This window comes from Pontibacter sp. JAM-7, assembly GCF_048548695.2.
Classification (GTDB): Bacteria; Pseudomonadota; Gammaproteobacteria; order Pseudomonadales; family Balneatricaceae; genus Neptuniibacter.
This window is the reverse complement of the sequence record NZ_JBLYIF020000002.1, coordinates 387479-406084: the sequence shown is the minus strand read 5'-3', so window position 1 is coordinate 406084 and position 18606 is coordinate 387479. Positions and strand designations below refer to the sequence as shown.

The 18606-nt window shown below is 51.2% G+C and carries 20 protein-coding genes; 19 read left to right on the top strand and 1 reads right to left on the bottom strand.

The annotated features are described in order from the left end of the window. Positions 1–98: 98 nt before the first annotated feature. On the bottom strand, positions 99–1376 hold the full coding sequence (gene gltA / locus ACFVYJ_RS04330) for a citrate synthase (protein ID WP_419413532.1): 1278 nt from the start codon (positions 1374–1376) through the stop codon (positions 99–101). Between the two features lie 446 nt (positions 1377–1822). On the opposite strand from gltA, the gene sdhC reads away from it, so the two are divergent. From sdhC to ACFVYJ_RS04235, 19 genes are all read left to right on the top strand, one after another. Beyond that, entirely contained in the window at positions 1823–2200 is a 378-nt protein-coding gene (gene sdhC, locus ACFVYJ_RS04325) for a succinate dehydrogenase, cytochrome b556 subunit (RefSeq protein WP_419413533.1), read from the top strand. Beyond that, on the top strand, positions 2194–2541 hold the full coding sequence (sdhD, locus tag ACFVYJ_RS04320; protein WP_419413534.1) for a succinate dehydrogenase, hydrophobic membrane anchor protein: 348 nt from the start codon (positions 2194–2196) through the stop codon (positions 2539–2541). The genes sdhC and sdhD overlap by 7 nt, the downstream gene beginning before the upstream one ends. A 3-nt stretch (positions 2542–2544) precedes the next feature. Next, positions 2545–4317: a succinate dehydrogenase flavoprotein subunit gene (sdhA, locus tag ACFVYJ_RS04315; RefSeq protein ID WP_419413535.1), complete on the top strand. Its 1773-nt coding sequence runs from the start codon at positions 2545–2547 to the stop codon at positions 4315–4317. Between the two features lie 12 nt (positions 4318–4329). Further along, positions 4330–5034: a succinate dehydrogenase iron-sulfur subunit gene (locus tag ACFVYJ_RS04310; RefSeq protein ID WP_463254945.1), complete on the top strand. Its 705-nt coding sequence runs from the start codon at positions 4330–4332 to the stop codon at positions 5032–5034. Between the two features lie 260 nt (positions 5035–5294). Next, positions 5295–8126 carry a 2-oxoglutarate dehydrogenase E1 component gene (locus ACFVYJ_RS04305; RefSeq protein ID WP_419413536.1) on the top strand — a complete coding sequence of 944 codons (2832 nt, stop codon included), beginning with the start codon at positions 5295–5297 and terminating at the stop codon, positions 8124–8126. Positions 8127–8186: 60 nt separating this feature from the next. Then, positions 8187–9416 carry a 2-oxoglutarate dehydrogenase complex dihydrolipoyllysine-residue succinyltransferase gene (odhB, locus tag ACFVYJ_RS04300; protein ID WP_419413537.1) on the top strand — a complete coding sequence of 410 codons (1230 nt, stop codon included), beginning with the start codon at positions 8187–8189 and terminating at the stop codon, positions 9414–9416. Positions 9417–9457: 41 nt separating this feature from the next. Further along, positions 9458–10894 (top strand): dihydrolipoyl dehydrogenase, encoded by a 1437-nt coding sequence (lpdA, locus tag ACFVYJ_RS04295; RefSeq protein ID WP_419413538.1) that lies wholly within the window; start codon positions 9458–9460, stop codon positions 10892–10894. 139 nt (positions 10895–11033) lie between these two features. Continuing rightward, positions 11034–12200, top strand: a complete 1167-nt coding sequence (gene sucC / locus ACFVYJ_RS04290; protein ID WP_419413539.1) for an ADP-forming succinate--CoA ligase subunit beta — start codon at positions 11034–11036, stop codon at positions 12198–12200. A 2-nt stretch (positions 12201–12202) separates the two neighbouring features. Then, positions 12203–13075 carry a succinate--CoA ligase subunit alpha gene (gene sucD / locus ACFVYJ_RS04285; protein ID WP_419413540.1) on the top strand — a complete coding sequence of 291 codons (873 nt, stop codon included), beginning with the start codon at positions 12203–12205 and terminating at the stop codon, positions 13073–13075. Positions 13076–13747: 672 nt separating this feature from the next. Then, a complete protein-coding gene (locus tag ACFVYJ_RS04280) occupies positions 13748–13960 on the top strand; it encodes a GDCCVxC domain-containing (seleno)protein (RefSeq protein ID WP_419413541.1) in 213 nt (70 codons plus the stop codon). Then, positions 13953–14075: a hypothetical protein gene (locus tag ACFVYJ_RS04275; protein WP_419413542.1), complete on the top strand. Its 123-nt coding sequence runs from the start codon at positions 13953–13955 to the stop codon at positions 14073–14075. The genes ACFVYJ_RS04280 and ACFVYJ_RS04275 overlap by 8 nt, the downstream gene beginning before the upstream one ends. Continuing rightward, positions 14072–14548 carry a DM13 domain-containing protein gene (locus ACFVYJ_RS04270; protein ID WP_419413543.1) on the top strand — a complete coding sequence of 159 codons (477 nt, stop codon included), beginning with the start codon at positions 14072–14074 and terminating at the stop codon, positions 14546–14548. Before ACFVYJ_RS04275 ends, ACFVYJ_RS04270 begins: the two co-directional genes overlap by 4 nt. A 212-nt stretch (positions 14549–14760) precedes the next feature. Next, on the top strand, positions 14761–14997 hold the full coding sequence (locus ACFVYJ_RS04265; RefSeq protein ID WP_419413544.1) for a DUF5062 family protein: 237 nt from the start codon (positions 14761–14763) through the stop codon (positions 14995–14997). Between the two features lie 95 nt (positions 14998–15092). Beyond that, the gene (gene arfB, locus ACFVYJ_RS04260) at positions 15093–15506 is read left to right on the top strand and encodes an alternative ribosome rescue aminoacyl-tRNA hydrolase ArfB (protein ID WP_419413545.1); all 414 of its coding nucleotides are present in this window, start codon (positions 15093–15095) and stop codon (positions 15504–15506) included. Between the two features lie 69 nt (positions 15507–15575). Then, a complete protein-coding gene (locus ACFVYJ_RS04255) occupies positions 15576–15878 on the top strand; it encodes a hypothetical protein (protein WP_419413546.1) in 303 nt (100 codons plus the stop codon). Between the two features lie 155 nt (positions 15879–16033). Continuing rightward, complete coding sequence (locus ACFVYJ_RS04250) at positions 16034–16447, top strand: MAPEG family protein (protein WP_419413547.1); 414 nt, start codon at positions 16034–16036, stop codon at positions 16445–16447. Between the two features lie 3 nt (positions 16448–16450). Then, on the top strand, positions 16451–16777 hold the full coding sequence (locus ACFVYJ_RS04245; protein ID WP_419413548.1) for a zinc-ribbon domain containing protein: 327 nt from the start codon (positions 16451–16453) through the stop codon (positions 16775–16777). 28 nt (positions 16778–16805) lie between these two features. After that, positions 16806–17219, top strand: a complete 414-nt coding sequence (locus tag ACFVYJ_RS04240; protein WP_419413549.1) for a PaaI family thioesterase — start codon at positions 16806–16808, stop codon at positions 17217–17219. 142 nt (positions 17220–17361) lie between these two features. Then, the gene (locus tag ACFVYJ_RS04235) at positions 17362–18588 is read left to right on the top strand and encodes an FIST signal transduction protein (protein ID WP_419413550.1); all 1227 of its coding nucleotides are present in this window, start codon (positions 17362–17364) and stop codon (positions 18586–18588) included. Positions 18589–18606: the final 18 nt, after the last annotated feature.

The window sequence follows — 18606 nt, the reverse complement described above, 5'->3', positions numbered from 1 at the left end:
TATTTGCGATTAATAACCAGTGCGGATGGTTTTGGGCTGGATGTGGGCACAAAAAAAGCCGCTCAGTGAGCGGCTTTTCAGGTTTGTCTGCTTGTGGCTTAACCCGGATAATCGCGCTGAGTCGAGCCCAGATACAGCTGGCGTGGCCGGCCGATCTTGTTCGGGCTGCTGTGGAACTCGTTCCAATGAGAGATCCAGCCGATGGTACGGGACAGGGCAAAGATAACGGTAAACATGTTGGTTGGGATACCGATAGCCTTCAGGATAATGCCGGAATAGAAGTCTACGTTCGGGTACAGTTTACGTTCGACGAAATATTCGTCTTCCAGTGCGATCTGTTCCAGACGTTTGGCGATCTTCAGTAGCGGATCATCATCGATACCCAGTTCATGCAGCACTTCGTCGCAGGTCTGTTTCATGACCTTGGCACGTGGGTCAAAGTTGCGGTATACGCGGTGACCGAAGCCCATCAGACGGAACGAGTCGTTAGGGTCTTTTGCCTTAGCAACATACTCTTCGATGTTGGACTCGTCGCCGATCTCGTTCAGCATGGTCAGTACAGCTTCGTTGGCGCCGCCGTGAGCAGGTCCCCACAGTGCGGCAATGCCGGAAGCGATACAGGCGAATGGGTTGGCACCAGAGGAGCCAGCCAGGCGTACGGTCGAAGTCGAAGCGTTTTGCTCGTGATCCGCATGCAGTACGAAGATGCGGTCCATGGCCCGTTCCAGAATTGGATTCACGTGGTACTCTTCGCAAGGCGTGCCGAACATCATGTACAGGAAGTTGCCGGCGTAGCTCAGATCGTTACGCGGGTACATGAACGGCTGGCCGCTGGAGTACTTGAAACACATCGCTGCCAGGGTTGGCATTTTGGCTACCAGGCGGTAAGCGCAAACATTACGGTGGTGTTCGTTATCAATATCCAGAGAGTCATGGTAGAAGGCGGACAGCGCACCGACAACGCCGCACAGGATTGCCATTGGGTGAGCATCACGACGGAAGCCATTAAAGAAGTGGCTCAACTGTTCATGCACCATGGTGTGGTTGCTGATGGTGTTAACGAACGTCTTCTTCTGCTCTGCTGATGGCAGTTCGCCATTCAATAGCAGGTAGCACACTTCCATGTAGTCAGACTTTTCCGCCAGCTGGTCAATCGGGTAACCACGGTGTAGCAGAATACCTTGTGCGCCATCAATATAGGTGATGCTGGAGTCACAAGCTGCAGTGGAAACGAAACCCGGATCGTAAGTAAAAAGGCCTTTTCCGGTAAGCGGACGCACATCGATCACATCGGGTCCGGCTGTGCCGGAGTAAACCGGCAGTTCGATTACCCCTTCGAGGCCGTCGACCGTCAATCGTGCTTTCTTCTCAGCCATTAATAGGCTCCTATCATTTGTTTTATGCTTTTATGACTGTTGTTGAGTCATATCTAAGAGTCTTGGCCCGGTAATTGGACCCACCCAATATAGGGTTTGAAAATTGTTTGTCAATCAGACCTATGCCAGTTCAATATACTGCATTGCAACAATATGTAACAAGTTATAGATTGGGTTGTATAGTCATTTAGTCCTAATTCATAGGATCGGATGATTTTAGCACCGAGGTTCCGCATCTAACGCACTAGACGATAGACGTAGGTGTCCGGTGATCGCGTTGTATTGTGTAAGCTAAATGCTTATACTCTCACGCCGAAGTTCAATCCCTTCATGGATTTATCTGAATTCATGCCGGGTTCCGGGCTTTGAGAGCGAGGTACTTATCGTCTCAAACACTTCCGAGCAACCGAGCCCTGCAAAGGGGCCGCAAAGTGTGAACAAGAGCCGTGACTAAAAAAAGACCTGTAAATTTAGATCTTCGAACTATCAAGCAGCCGTTACCGGCAATCACTTCCATTCTGCACCGCGCAACCGGCGTTGCCCTGTTTTTTGGAGCTGTTTTTGCCTTGTATGCGCTGGGTCTGTCGCTGGAATCCGAAGCGGGTTTCAGTGCTGCCATTGATATGTTTGAAAATGGCTTCTTCGCGAAGCTGATTGCGTGGGGAATGGTATCGGCACTGCTGTATCACTTCTTCGCGGGTATCAAACATCTGGTGATGGACTTCGGCCACTGTGAGGAGCTGGAAAGCGGCCTCTTAGCAGCCAAAGTAACCTTGGGACTGGCTGCAGTAGCAGTCGTGATTTCGGGAGTATGGATATGGTAACCAGCATTACAAGCTTTGGCCGTAGCGGTCTGTATGACTGGATGATCCAGCGCGTAACTGCGGTTGTCCTGGCTGCATACACCGTTTTCATGATCGGTTATCTGGGTTTTGGCGCTGAGCTGACCTACGATGCGTGGACTGGCCTGTTTGAAGGCACAGCTATGCGTATCTTTACCCTGCTGGCAATTCTGTCGTTTGCTGCGCATGTTTGGATTGGTATGTGGTCAGTATCGACTGATTACATTAAAGCAACCGGTCCCCGGTTAATTTTCCAGTCTGCCTGTGGCCTGCTGACGTTTATCTACGTCATCTGGGGCATTTTGATTCTGTGGGGTGTATAAGAGATGTCTAAACTGCGTACGCTTTCTTTCGACGCGATTGTTGTCGGCGGTGGCGGTGCTGGCATGCGCGCCGCGCTGCAACTGGCGCAGAGCGGTCTCAACACTGCTTGTGTCACCAAAGTATTCCCAACTCGATCGCACACTGTATCCGCTCAGGGCGGTATTACCTGTGCGATCGCGAGTGATGACCCGAATGATGATTGGCGCTGGCACATGTACGATACCGTCAAGGGATCCGATTATATCGGTGACCAGGATGCTATCGAATACATGTGTTCCGTAGGTCCGCAGGCGGTATTTGAGCTGGACCACATGGGTCTGCCATTTTCCCGTACTGAACAGGGCCGTATTTATCAGCGTCCATTCGGTGGTCAGTCCAAAAATTTCGGTGAGGGTGGTCAGGCTGCCCGTACCTGTGCTGCTGCAGACCGTACTGGTCATGCGCTGCTACATACTTTGTACCAGGCGAACATTAAAGCTGGTACTACATTCTTGAATGAATGGTATGCCGTTGATCTGGTGAAGAACGATGATGGTGACATCGTCGGCTCTATCGCAATCTGTATCGAAACTGGCGAAACCGTTTATATCAAAGCTAAGGCTACTGTACTGGCAACCGGTGGTGCAGGTCGTATTTACGCCTCTACCACGAATGCGTTGATCAATACCGGTGACGGTATGGGTATGGCGATGCGTGCTGGTGTGCCTGCGCAGGACATGGAAATGTGGCAGTTCCACCCAACCGGTATTGCTGGTGCGGGTGTGCTGGTTACAGAAGGTTGTCGTGGTGAAGGTGGTTACCTGGTCAACAAAGATGGCGAGCGTTTCATGGAGCGTTATGCTCCGAACGCGAAAGATCTGGCTGGTCGTGACGTCGTTGCCCGTTCCATGATTCTGGAGATTCTGGAAGGTCGTGGTTGTGGTGAGGAAGGGGATCACGTATTCCTGAAACTGGATCACCTGGGTGAAGAAGTGCTGCACTCCCGTCTGCCGGGTATCTGTGAACTGTCTAAAACCTTCGCTGCTACGGATCCGGTTGAAGCGCCAATACCTGTGGTACCAACTTGTCACTACCAGATGGGTGGTGTTGCGACCAATATCGGTGGTCAGGCGATTGACCAGGATGCCGATGGCAACGATAAGATTATCAACGGTTTGTTTGCCTGTGGTGAAGTTGCCTGTGTATCCGTACACGGTGCTAACCGCCTGGGTGGTAACTCACTGCTTGACCTGGTGGTATTTGGTCGTGCAGCGGGTATGCAGATCGAACAGCAGATGCGTGAAGGCTATGCTGTGAAAGATGCAACTGAAGCTAACATTGATGCTGCAATGGCGCGTCTGAATCGCTTGAATAACTCTGCCGGTGGTGAAAGTGTGGCTGAAGTTCGTAAAGAACTGCAGAACACCATGCAGCTGTACTTCGGTGTATTCCGTGACGGCGAGAGCATGCAGAAAGGTCTGGAGCTGCTCAAAGAGCTGCGTGCTAAAGTTGAAAACTTGCATCTGGAAGACAAGAGCCAGGCATTCAATACCGCGCGTATTGAGGCTCTGGAGCTGGAAAACCTGATGGAAGTGGCTGAAGCGACTGCAATTGCTGCAGAAGTACGTAAAGAGTCCCGTGGTGCCCATGCCCGTAACGACTTCACCGAGCGTGATGACGAAAACTGGTTGTGCCACTCGATCTACTTCCCGACCGAGAAACGTATCGGTAAACGTGCTGTGAACTTTGCTCCTAAAACTATGGAGCCGTTCCCACCGAAAGTACGTACCTACTAAGGAGATCTAATCATGTTAGTAAGTGTATACCGCTACAATCCTGAGACAGACGATGCTCCTTACATGCAGGATATCCATATTGATATTCCTGGTGGCAAGGACATCATGGTGCTGGATCTGCTCCAGCTGCTGAAGGACAAAGACCCTTCACTGGGTTACCGTCGCTCCTGCCGTGAAGGTGTGTGTGGTTCTGACGGCATGAACATGAACGGTACCAATGGTCTGGCGTGCATCACTCCACTGTCTGCAGTGGTTGATAACGACAAGCTGGTACTGCGTCCATTGCCAGGTCTACCGGTTGTCCGCGACCTGGTTGTAGACATGACTCAGTTCTACAAGCAGTACGAGAAGATTAAACCGTTCCTGATTAACGATACACCGGCACCAGCAATCGAGCGCCTGCAGACGCCAGAAGATCGTGCTGAGCTGGATGGCTTGTACGAGTGTATTCTGTGTGCCTGCTGTTCGACGGCTTGTCCATCGTTCTGGTGGAATCCAGACAAGTTTATTGGCCCGTCCGGTTTGCTTCAGGCATACCGTTTTCTGGCCGACAGCCGAGACACCGCTACTCGCGAACGTTTGGCTGACCTTGATGACCCATTCAGCGTATTCCGTTGCCATGGCATCATGAACTGTGTCAACGTTTGCCCGAAAGGTCTTAATCCGACCAAGGCAATCGGTAAAATCCGTAATATGCTTCTGTCCCAGGCCACCTGATGACAGATGAAGCGGTGCCCTCGGGCACCGCTTTTTTTTGCCTGAAAAGAGCGGGAAAAGACAAAATCTACAACGACGTGGATTTTTTTGTCCATATTCACACAAAGAATGATTAACCCGCCGATCTAAACGTTTTAAGATAGCAGCCCCAAACTGTACTTAATGTCAGTTTGGCCAATACCAAAGGTTAACTCCAAGAGGGGGGCGGCAGGGAGAACCCCGCAGTCGCCATAAACTCCCAGAGCCAGGGTGATCAAAGCATGCAAGAAGGCATCATGGATCTTATGTGGAAGAACGCACATCTTTACGGTGGCAACCTTTCATATATAGAAGCACTGTACGAAACCTACCTGATGGACCCGAATGCCGTTCCACAAGAATGGCGTGAAGAGTTCGATAAACTCCCTAAAGTGGGTGACAACCTGACACAGGATGTTCCGCACTCCACTATCCGGGATCATTTCCTCTACCTTTCTAAAAACCAGAAACGCGCACTTCCTGTTGCTGTGGGCTCTGTAAGCTCCGAGCATGAGAAAAAGCAGGTTCGTGTATTGCGTATGATTAACGCATTCCGTGTTCGTGGCCATCAGATGGCTGATATCGACCCATTGGGTTTGATGCAACGTGAGCATGTGCAGGATCTGGACCTGCGCTTTCACGAGCTGTCAGAAGCAGACCACGACACTGTATTTCAGCTAGGTTCTCTGTTCTTCGGACCAGAAGAAGCACCGCTGAAGCAGATCATTGATGATCTGAAGAAAACTTACTGCACCACCGTTGGTGCAGAATACATGCATATTGTCGATACCCAAGAGAAGCGCTGGATTCAGTCTCGTTTAGAGCCGGTTCGTGCGCATCCAGATACTCCGGTTGAGAAAAAACTCAACATTCTGGAGCGGTTGACCGCGGCAGAAGGTCTGGAAAAATATCTGGGTTCCCGCTACGCCGGTGCCAAGCGTTTTGGCCTGGAAGGCGCAGAATCGCTGATTATTTCCTTGCACACACTGGTACAGCGTGCCGGACGTCATGGTGCTAAGGAACTGGTTATCGGCATGGCCCACCGTGGTCGTTTGAATACCCTAGTGAATATCTTCGGTAAAAACCCGGCGGACCTGTTCAGCGAGTTTGAAGGTAAAAAGCTGGTAGAAAGCTCCGGGGATGTGAAATACCACCAGGGTTTCTCCTCCAACGTGGAAACGCCTGGCGGCGAAGTGCATATCGCCATGGCGTTCAACCCGTCTCACCTTGAGATCGTGGCGCCGGTGGTAGAGGGGTCTGTACGTGCCCGCCAGGATCGTCGTGGCGATGAGGTTGGTGACACCGTTGTACCCATCAATATTCACGGTGATGCAGCTTTTGCTGGTCAGGGTGTGGTTATGGAAACTTTCCAGATGTCACAGACCCGTGCCTACAAAACCGGCGGCACCATCCATCTTGTGATCAATAACCAGGTGGGCTTTACCACCTCCAAGCAGGAAGATGCCCGCTCGACAGAGTACGCAACCGATGTTGCGAAAATGATCCAGGCGCCAATCTTTCATGTTAATGGCGATGATCCGGAAGCGGTACGTTTTGTTAGCCAGGTTGCGCTGGACTACCGTAATGAATTTAAGAAAGACGTAGTGATCGACTTGGTTTGCTACCGTCGTCGCGGCCATAACGAAGCGGACGAGCCGTCCGGTACTCAACCGCTGATGTACGCGCAGATCAAAAAACAAAAATCTACCCGTGAGCTGTACGCTGCTGCGTTGGTAGCTGAAGGTGTGATCACCGCAGAACAGAGCAAGACGATAGAAAAAGATTATCGTCAGGCGCTGGAAAATGGTCAGCACGTTGCCAAATCACTGGTGCATGAGCCTAACTCTGAACTGTTTGTTGACTGGAAGCCCTATCTTGGCCACGAGTGGTCATTTGATTGTGATTCCAGTGTTGATATCAAACTGCTGCAGGAACTGGGTGCCAAGCTGGCTGATGTGCCTGAAGGGTTCCTGGTTCAACGTCAGGTGCAGAAAATTCTCGATGACCGCAAGCGCATGGCCGCTGGCGCCATGGAGCTGAACTGGGGGATGGCAGAATCTCTGGCATATGCCTCTATTCTGGCGCAGGGGCATCCAATTCGCCTGACGGGTCAGGACGTGGGTCGTGGTACCTTCTCGCACCGTCATTCGGTACTGCATAACCAGAAAGATTCGTCGACCTATGTCGCACTGCAGGACTTGTCTGCTGATCAGCCGTCAATGACCATCCGTGACTCTTACCTGTCGGAAGAGGCGGTGTTGGCATTTGAATACGGTTATTCCACAACCATGCCGAATGCACTGGTTATCTGGGAAGCCCAGTTTGGTGATTTTGCCAATGGTGCTCAGGTGGTTATCGACCAGTTTATTACCAGTGGTGAGCATAAATGGCAGCGTCTGTGTGGTCTGACTATGCTGTTGCCACATGGCTTTGAAGGCCAGGGGCCGGAACACTCTTCCGCACGTCTGGAACGCTTCCTGCAATTGTGTGCAGAACACAATATTCAGGTATGTACACCAACCACCCCGGCACAGATTTTCCATTTGCTGCGTCGTCAGGTGATCCGTCCGCTGCGCAAGCCGCTGATCGTGATGTCACCGAAAAGTTTGCTGCGTCACAAACAGGCAACCTCGACGCTGGATGAGCTGGCTGAAGGCAGCTTTCAGCCGGTTATCGGTGAAGTGGATCAACTGGATCCGAAGAAAGTTAAGCGTCTGGTTCTTTGTGGCGGCAAGGTGTACTACGACCTGTATAACCGCCGTGCAGAACTGAAAAAAGACGATGTTGCTATCGTACGCATCGAGCAGCTGTACCCATTCCCAGAAGCTATTCTGGTGGAAAAAATCGCTCAGTACACCAATCTGGAATCTGTGGTGTGGTGTCAGGAAGAGCCGATGAACCAGGGCGCCTGGTACTGTTCTCAGCATCACATGCGCAATTCATTGCGTGAGCACGATAGCAAACTGCATCTGGAAGGCGTAGGCCGTCCAGCTTCTGCCGCTCCTGCGGTCGGGTATATCTCGGTCCACGTCGAGCAGCAAGAAGCACTTGTAAATGAAGCAATCAACGGTTGATCAGGCGATTAACCGCACATATTTAAATCGCCTGACGGTGAAAAACGATAAGGAAAAAAAATGTCCATCGAAATCAAAGCGCCGACTTTTCCCGAATCCGTAGCAGACGGAACGATCGCAACATGGCATAAACAGCCGGGTGAAGCTTGTTCAGCGGATGAACTGATTGTTGATATCGAAACCGATAAAGTCGTTTTGGAAGTTGTTGCACCAGAAGATGGTGTAATTGCTGAAGTTAAGAAGGGTGAAGGCGAGACTGTCCTCAGTGATGAAGTTATTGCCGTGTTCACTGCGGGTGCTGCCGGTTCGACTGCTGCACCTGCCGCTGAAGCACCTGCTGCCGCTGAAGCGGGTGATGCCGACAAGATTGGCCCTGCTGCACGTAAACTGATTGAAGAGAACAGCCTGGATGCTTCCCAGATTCCGGGCAGTGGTAAAAATGGCGGCATCACAAAAGAAGATGTTGTTAACTTCCTGAAGAACGGTGCTTCGGCACCAGCAGCGGCACCAGCAGCAGCGGCAACTGCTCCAGCCCCTGCAGCAGCGGCACCAGCCCCTGCGGCGGCACTGAATGTACCTGTGGGTGAGCGTGTTGAAAAACGCGTACCGATGACCCGTCTGCGTGCCACCATCGCCCGTCGTCTGGTAGAAGCCCAGCAGAGCGCAGCGATGCTGACCACCTACAACGAAGTCAACATGAAGCCGATCATGGAACTGCGCAAGCAGTATAAAGACTTGTTCGAGAAAACCCATAACGGTACTCGTCTGGGCTTTATGTCTTTCTTCGTTAAAGCGGCTACCGAAGCACTGAAGCGCTTCCCGGCAGTCAATGCCTCTATCGACGGTAACGACATGGTGTATCACGGTTATCAGGATATCGGTGTCGCTGTATCCACCAACCGTGGTCTGATGGTACCGGTTTTGCGTGATACCGACAGCATGAGCCTGGCCGATGTAGAATCCACCATCGCTGACTTTGGTATGCGTGGCCGTGAGGGCAAATTGGGCCTGGACGATATGCAGGGCGGTACCTTTACTATCACCAACGGCGGTATTTTCGGTTCCCTGATGTCTACACCAATTCTGAACCCACCACAGACAGCTATCCTGGGTATGCACAAAATCCAGGAGCGCCCAATGGCGGTGAACGGTCAGGTAGAAATTTTGCCAATGATGTATCTGGCGCTGTCTTACGATCACCGCATGATCGATGGTAAGGATGCTGTACAGTTCCTGGTGGCGATTAAGGATCTCTTGGAAGATCCGGCACGGATGTTGCTGGAAGTTTAATTCCAGTTAACAACAAGTACAGAGTGAAGATAGGATAAAACATGTCTGATAAATTCGACTTAATTGTAATCGGTGCCGGACCTGGCGGATATGTAGCTGCAATTCGTGCAGCTCAGCTGGGCCTGAAAACTGCCTGTGTAGAAAAATGGATTGATGGCAAAGGTGCCCCTGTACTGGGTGGTACCTGCCTGAACGTGGGCTGTATCCCATCTAAAGCGCTGTTGGAATCCACTCACCAATTCGAGAAAACTCAGCACGCGAATGCCCACGGTATCCAGACTTCTGACGTCACCATGGATGTGAAGCAGATGGTGGCGCGCAAGGATAAAATCGTGAAGAACCTGACCGGTGGTATCGCCGGTCTGTTCAAAGCCAATGGCGTCACTCTGTTGCAAGGGGCGGGCAAACTGCACGCCGGCAAGAAAGTGGAAGTGATTGCTGCTGACGGCTCTTCTTCTAATTATGAAGCGGATAACGTGATTCTGGCATCGGGTTCAGTGCCGGTGGAAATTCCACCTGCCCCGCTGACTGATGGCCTGATTCTTGATAATGCTGGTGCGTTGGATATCGACGAAACCCCGCAACGTCTGGGTGTTATCGGTGCTGGTGTTATCGGTTTGGAAATGGGTTCTGTTTGGGCGCGTCTGGGTTCAGAAGTGACGATTCTGGAAGCGATGGACACCTTCCTGGCCGGTGCTGATGCCGAAGTGGCCAAAGAAGCTGCCAAGCTGTTCAAAAAACAGAAGCTGGATATTCGCCTGAACGCACGTTGCACTGGTACTGAAGTGATCGACGGCAAAGAAGTGAAGGTGAAATTCACCGACGCTGAAGGCGACAAAGAGATTGTTGTCGACAAGCTGATCGTTGCGGTTGGCCGTAAGCCACAGACACAGGGCCTGTTGTCCGACGATTCGGGTGTAACCATGGACGAGCGTGGCTTCATCTTTGTTGATGAACAGTGCCGTACCGGTGTCCCTGGCGTATTTGCCATTGGTGACTCCGTACGTGGTCCAATGCTGGCACACAAAGCCTCTGAAGAGGGCATCATGGTGGCCGACCTGATCGCCGGCCACAATGTTCAGGTGAACTACGATGCTGTGCCTAACATCATCTATACCCATCCTGAACTGGCATGGGTTGGTAAAACCGAGGAGCAGCTGAAAACGGAAGGGGCCAAGATCAAAACTGGTAAGTTCCCGTTTGCCGCCTCTGGCCGTGCCATGGCAGCTAACGATACTGACGGCTTTGTGAAAGTCATCTCTTGCGAAGAAACTGATCGCATTCTCGGTATTCATATGGTCGGTGGTATCGCGTCCGAGCTGATCGCTCAGGCCGTTATTGCCATGGAATTCTGTTCCAGTACAGAAGACCTGCAGCTGACAATGTTCGCTCACCCAACCGTAAGTGAAGCGGTACACGAAGCTGCCTTGGCCGTAGATGGCCACGCCATCCATATGGCTAACCGCAAGAAACGCTGAGCCTCGCGGTATAATAATAAATCAGTCGATACCAACGGCGGTATCGGCTGCTCAGCAAACGTTGTTGCAACCCAACAGGGTGTCGGGGCTGATCGTTCCGACGCTGAATTTCATTAAAGACAACACAACGGATTAGAGCATGAACCTTCACGAGTACCAGGGTAAACAACTGTTTGCCGAATATGGTCTGCCGGTATCCAAAGGATACGCAGTAGATACTCCGGAAGCAGCTGCAGAAGCTGCTACAAAAATTGGTGGTGACAAGTGGGTTGTTAAGACTCAGGTACACGCCGGTGGCCGTGGTAAAGCGGGCGGTGTAAAACTGGTTGATTCTCCTGCCGAAGCGCAGGAATTTGCTGCCAAGTGGCTGGGTAAAAACCTAGTAACCTATCAGACTGACGCTAATGGTCAGCCTGTATCCAAAATTCTGGTTGAAGATTGCACTGATATTGCCAATGAGCTGTATCTGGGTGCGGTAGTAGACCGTTCTTCTCGCCGTATCGTTTTCATGGCCTCGACTGAAGGTGGTGTTGAAATCGAGAAAGTTGCAGAAGAAACGCCGGAAAAAATTCTGAAAGCGACGGTTGATCCTTTGACCGGTGCACAGCCTTACCAGGGCCGCGAACTGGCGTTCAAACTGGGTCTGCAGGGCGATCAGATCAAACAGTTTGTTAAGATCTTCCTGGGCCTGGCTCAGATGTTTAAAGAGAAAGATCTGGCACTGCTGGAAATTAACCCGCTGGTTATTACCACTGAAGGTAACCTGCACTGCCTGGACGCTAAAGTAGCGATCGACGGCAACGCGGTCTACCGTCACAAAGACCTGCAGGCGATGGAAGACCCATCTCAGGAAGACGAGCGTGAAGCGCGCGCAGCTGAGTGGGATCTGAACTACGTTGCACTGGACGGCAGCATTGGCTGCATGGTTAACGGTGCGGGTCTGGCCATGGGCACCATGGACATCGTATCCCTGCACGGCGGTTTCCCGGCAAACTTCCTGGATGTAGGCGGCGGCGCGACTAAAGAGCGTGTAACCGAAGCGTTCAAAATCATCCTGGAAGACGACAAAGTGAAAGCCGTACTGGTGAATATCTTTGGTGGTATCGTTCGTTGCGACCTGATTGCTGAAGGCATCATCGGTGCAGTGAAAGAAGTGGGTGTAAGCGTACCTGTAGTTGTACGTCTGGAAGGTAACAATGCTGAGCTGGGTTCTCAGCTGCTGTCTGAGTCCGGCCTGGATATCATTGCAGCAACGAGTTTGACTGACGCTGCAGTACAGGCAGTCAAAGCAGCGGAGGGTAAATAATCATGTCCGTATTGATTAATAAAGACACCAAAGTCATCTGTCAGGGTTTCACTGGTGGTCAGGGTACCTTCCACTCAGAACAAGCAATTGCTTACGGCACCAAAATGGTCGGTGGTGTAACACCAGGCAAAGGTGGCACTGAACACCTGGGTCTGCCGGTATTCAACACCGTTGCTGAAGCGGTTGACGCAACCGGCGCTGAAGCCTCTGTTATTTACGTTCCGGCGCCATTCTGTAAAGATTCCATCCTGGAAGCGGCGAACAGTGGCATCAAACTGATCGTTTGTATCACTGAGCACATTCCGGTTATGGACATGCTGGAATGTAAAGTGAAGTGTGACGAGCTGGGCGTTCGCCTGATCGGTCCTAACTGCCCAGGTGTTATCACCCCGGGCGAGTGCAAGATCGGCATCATGCCAGGTCATATCCATCTGCCAGGTAAAGTCGGCATCGTTTCCCGTTCCGGTACGCTGACCTATGAAGCGGTTAAGCAGACGACTGATGCTGGTTTCGGTCAGTCTACCTGTGTTGGTATCGGTGGTGACCCGATTCCAGGTTCTAACTTTATCGACATTCTGGAAATGTTCCAGAACGACCCACAGACCGAAGCGATTGTAATGATCGGTGAGATCGGTGGTTCTGCAGAAGAAGAAGCGGCGGCTTATATCAAAGCCAACGTAACCAAGCCTGTTGTGTCTTACATCGCTGGTGTTACCGCACCTGCTGGTAAGCGCATGGGTCATGCCGGTGCGATCATCTCCGGTGGTAAAGGTACTGCAGACGAGAAATTTGCGGCTCTGGAAGACGCCGGTGTTAAAACCGTACGTTCCCTGGCGCAGATTGGCGATGCGCTGAAAGAACTGACTGGCTGGTAAGCTAGCACCTGTTATCTTTCTGAATAAATAGCCTCGGGTGGCAACATCCGGGGCTATTTTTTTGTCTGTTGTTTGGTGTTTTTTAACTCCGCTTGCACGGAGTTAAAACAGAGCGGCTGCGCCTTCTCTTAACAATTTCTCCTCAGCCGCACCATGCCAGCTGCGCTGGTAACCTGTGATACGAAGCTGTATGAGTATCCTGAGCCTCCAAGGCAAGAACAGCTCGCATTGCTTGAGCCTAAGCTTCATTATAAAAGCGTATAATAAAGCGCTACACTAGGATGAATTTTCCGCTGCACTCTGCGTTAACCCCTTGCGTTACCCCGCAATAATTCGGGAAGAAAATTACAGTGGTTATCCAGCACTGATGAACGATAACAAGCAACAATACCTGTCTAAACGGTATTTATTGATTCCAGTACTCTGTACCTTGTTGTACTGGTTTTGGGAGAGTAGGGCAGAAGGCAACATTAGGATAGACCTGCTGCTCATCTATCCCGTACTTTTTGTTGTTTATGTTGTCTCTCTGTGGAAGAAATTCAGAATTTATGCAATTTTCCTGTCTATGCTGATGATGTTATTGAATATTGGGTTCTTGTTCATTTCATATGAGGTGTTTGACAAGTATCCGGGTTAAAGGGCTTAACAGATATTTTACGGCCGAAGAAAACTATGCCTGCATTGATTCTGCAAAGTACGATCACCTGCCCAGACTGTGGTCATCAGCAAACAGAGCAGATGCCTACGGACTCTTGTCAGTTCTTTTATGAGTGCAAGTCATGCCATCAAGTTATTCGCCCTCTGCCCGGTGACTGCTGTGTGTTTTGTTCCTACGGTGATGTTAAATGCCCACCAGTGCAGCAAGGGGAGGGTTGTTGTGGGTAATGAATTTCACGCGGGCTTGGGTATCCCTGCAGCGCCGAGCAGCCGTAACCGACAGGCTTATCTGGATAGCCTGCAACGCTGTCTGTTTGACAACAAAAACCGGAAGCATCTATGAAAAAAGTAACCATCGTCTTGTTAGGCTGTTCCCATCTGGTGGTGGGGTTGATCGGGTTTGTGGCAGGACTGTATCTGTTGCCGATTCTGATTGCGCCACCCGGACCGAGTGCGGCTGAACTTGCACAGCTTGCCTCAGTGGCACGGTATTCGACTGAGTTTTCCAGGGATCGTAAAGACAGTGATACGCTGCATTGGGGAGAAGGTAAGGTTGCCATTACGGATGTATCTGTAGTGTTCAGTGGCAAGCTGGCACCAGGGCCGGACTACCGCTTGTATCTGTCCCCCGTTTTTGTTGAAACCGAAGCAGAATTTGAACGCCTGAAACTTTCCATGGTGCAGGTGGGGCCTGTACGCACCTTTGAAAATTTCGTGGTTGATGTCTCGGCGGAGGTCAATGTTGCTGAGTTTACGACGGTCATTGTGTGGTGTGAGAGTTTTGGCGAGTTTATTACCTCGGCACAATATCGCTGATGCATTGGTTGGCCAGGTTCTGCCAAGCTAGCCTGGCGACGGATAAACCACCATGTGATATCCGGCTTCACCCTGTCTCAGGCCTTCACTAAGCGCAGCGGAGAGTCTTGTTTACTCGGCGTTAAAACTTTAAACCCCAGCGTATAAATATCTGCAGGTTTTATTAGGCTGTTGTAAGCTGTTGGCATGTCACATCATCGGACGAATCAGATATGAAAAAATTAAAAAATGAAAAAGAGCTGGTGAAAAAGGCAATTGCTGAAGGGGTGAAATATGGTGAGGCAAGGGGTGTGGTTGAGTTCGAACCAACCGACTCAGCCACCGATAAGATCGAGTACATATACCGGTTACTGGTGCATGATAAGGTGATTCAGCCTATACCGAATGATCAGATTTCACAGGGCTCCATGCGGCATAAGCTGGCCATCTGGGCATCTAAATTGAAATAAACCTCTGGCCAGGCGGGTGGGGTTGTCGTCCATCCGGCACACGCCATAAACTTCGCTTTATCCTCTGACAACGGTGTTAACTAATACGCTAATCTATGCTGACAATTTCTAACGCTGTCTCCATCCCCGATGATGAGATCGAAATCACCGCCATTCGTGCTCAGGGAGCTGGCGGGCAAAATGTGAATAAGGTCGCTTCGGCTATCCATTTACGATTTGATATTCCAGCGTCATCCCTGCCCGATTTTTATAAGGAACGCTTGCTGGCGCTGTCAGATAATCGCCTCAGTAAAGAGGGCGTAATTATCATCAAAGCGCAGAGCTTTCGTACCCAAGAGAAAAACCGGGAAGATGCACTGGCGCGTCTGGTTGAGTTGATTAAGCAAGCAACAAAAACGCAGAAAGCCCGGCGCCCAACCAAGGCAACAAGAGCGTCCCAAAAACGGCGGATGGATAAAAAGACCCATCGCGGCAAAATTAAGTCGCTACGCGGTAAGCCGGTTGATTAGCCTTAGGTGCTAGTGGCCGGGGAGGCGCTACACTGATGTTATCTTCAGTAGATGTGAACAAGGTAGACCATGCTTAGCTGTCCCCACTGTCATTGCCACATTATCCTACGTGACTTGCCTCATCAGGGCTTTTGGCGCAGTGACCGGCGTTGCCCCAACTGTGGTGAACACTTCAGGGTGGATGCGAAAACTCGGCACCTACAGGCATGGTTTATCGGGGTGGCACTGGTGTCGTTGCTGCTTACGGTGCTGCTGTATTTCAGAGGCGGCACCGATTGTCTGCTGGTGACCTTGATCAGTTACCTGCTGCTGGCGGGGCTGATTGGCTGGGGCAATCGTAAGGTGTATTTAGTACCATTAAAAAAGGAATAGCAGCGAGGTTACATGTCAATTGCAGGCGTGACTTTTCTGGTTCCGATGGTTGCGATTATCCGGGGGTGTATCTGGTTGGATGAATGGGTAACTAGCTGACTAAGCTGGAGTGAATGGCTGGCGGCTTTGGTGCCATCTAAATGAGGTGTTCACAGATGGAAAGCAGTATCTTTTTGCCCATCATGACGTTGGCAGGCTGGACCTTGTTGGTGTTAATGGTGATTCCGTTTCGGCGTTTTAAAGCCGGTTTTGCCGGAGAGGTCAGAACCGGGGACTTCATACTTGGCGAGTCACCCCATGTCCCTGGTTGGGTGCAATTGGCCAATCGCAATTTTATGAACTTGCTTGAGGTTCCGGTACTGTTTTATCTGGTGGGGTTGATCGCCTATCTGACGGAGCAGGTGACCTTGCTGACACTCTGGCTTGCTTGGCTGTTTGTTGCCGCGCGGGTGCTGCATAGTGTGGTGCATCTGACCTACAACCGGGTGGCTCACCGGCTGATTTTTTTCACCGTGGCCAATCTGCTGTTGATCGCGTTTTGGTTACAGGTTTTCTGGGGCTTGATATAAGCGATGAAAGCGGATCAGCAATGCGGGCGTTATCCCACCCCGCAAGCCTTAGCTGAAGCAGAGCGTGTGCTGCGACTTTCAACCGAGCAGCAGCGCTACCACCCTGCAGCAGTTGCTGCCGATACTGCTGAATTGCAGCATATCAACACCTATGGGCCACTGCCGGAATTTTATCTTGATCAGCCGTTTAGTTGCCGCCAGTGCGGCCGCTGGGAGATCTGGCTGGCAACCGCGCAAAAATGGTATTACGAGACAGCCAAAGGCCATATTCAGGCTCAGGCAGTGCTATGCCATGGTTGCCGCAAAGCGGCCGCCCGGGGCGGGTCTTGAGCGATGATGACCATGCAAGGGGCAAGCAATGTCAAAACCTGATTTAGCGTCTTTACAACATTTTCTGGCGACTGAATTTCCACAAACCCCCTGTTTGATTGAAGCGGTAACGGAGGGTGTAGTGAGAGTGCGGCACCCTGTAGGCCCCGAGTCACTGCGCCCGGGCGGCACAGTCTCTGGCCCGGTATTGATGGCTGCAGCTGATGTGGCGCTGTATGTTGCTATTCTGGCAGAGATTGGCCTGGAACCCTTGGCAGTGACCACCCAGCTGAGTATTAATTTCCTGCGCAAGCCTGCAGCAGGCAAGGATATCCTTGCCGAATGTCATTTGCTGAAAACCGGCCGCACATTGGTGGTCGGTGAAGTGAGCCTGTTTTCTGCAGGTGATGCCGCTCCGGTGGCCCATGTCGTCGGCACCTATGCCGTACCAATTAAGACTTAAGAACTAATTGAGTAAACCATAGAGGCATCGACAGATTAATGACTCAGGATTTACTGTAATCAGCCGTTAAGAAAATATTGTGCCATAAAGCTGTTGGTCGACCACTGGAATGAATGACGAAGATAATAATAAGAGGCAAGGAATGGGCATTATCAAGGTAGGGCTCGGCCATTCAACCGACGCTACAGAAGCGGCAACTCAGGCGATGGCCACTACCCCCAAGCCGGGTTTAGTTATCTGTTTTGCATGTTTTGGTTTGGATGTTCCCTCTGTATATGAAGCCGTTAGGGCTGTTGTAGGTGAGGCCGTGCCGGTTATTGGCGGCAGTTCATCGGGTGAATTTTCCAGTCTGATGCCGGAACCTGTTACTGGCACAGTCATGGTCCTGACACTGCAAAGCTCCTATTTCAGTGTGGGTGTTGGTGTGGGGGAAAACCTTTCCACCGCTCCGGAAAACGCTGCTTGTGACGCGATTCGTAATGCCCACGATACCTTGCTTGCTAACCCCGCGGTGATGTCATTGATGGCCATTGCGTTGGACAGTAAGGGTGCATCTGAAGTGTCGCGCTTGAAGTCACAGGTCAATATGGTGTTGCCCGATGGCACCTCCGGTCAGGAAGAAGCTTTCTTGCGTGGCTTGATCCGCAAAACCGGTACCACCGCTCAGGTGATAGGCGGCTCCACCGGTAATGACCTTCAGGCTGATCACTCGTTTCAGATCTGCAACGGTGTTTACAAAGATTCCGCCGTGGTTGCCAGTTTCAGTAGTGGGGTGAAAATGGGTACCGCCATGGGGCATCCATACCTGCCAGCTGGTAAAGGTGCAGTGGTGACCAGTGCCAAGGGGCGTGTTGTAAATACGCTGAACGGTAAACCTGCCGCAGATGTGCTGCAGCGTTTGCTGGAAAGTGATGAACTGACGCCTGAGTTATTTATCCAGAATCCATTTGGCATCAAGTCTTCCGATGTGTTCGGTGAATACACCATCAAGAGTGCGCAAGCGGTGAATGATGATGGCAGTGTGACGTTTTATGCAGAAATTCCCCAGGGCGAATTTTTGCGTGAAATGAAAACTGACCCAGATACCGCGCGCAAACAGTTCCGGGAAACTCTAGAAAACGCCATCATTGATGCCGGCTGTAAAAAAGTCGCTGCCGTGGTGGTGTTCAACTGTATTTTGCGTCACGACCTGAAATGCCGCCTGGGTGTCGATGATGTGGGCATCATCAAAGAGGTATGTGGTGAGGATGTGACTGTGATCGGCTTCAACACCTTTGGTGAGCAGGGCGCAACGTTGGGCGGCTCAATGGGCCACTATAACCAGACCGCCACTGTGCTGGTCATAGCGGAAGAAGTGATTACCCAGTAAACCATTGCTTCAGGCTGC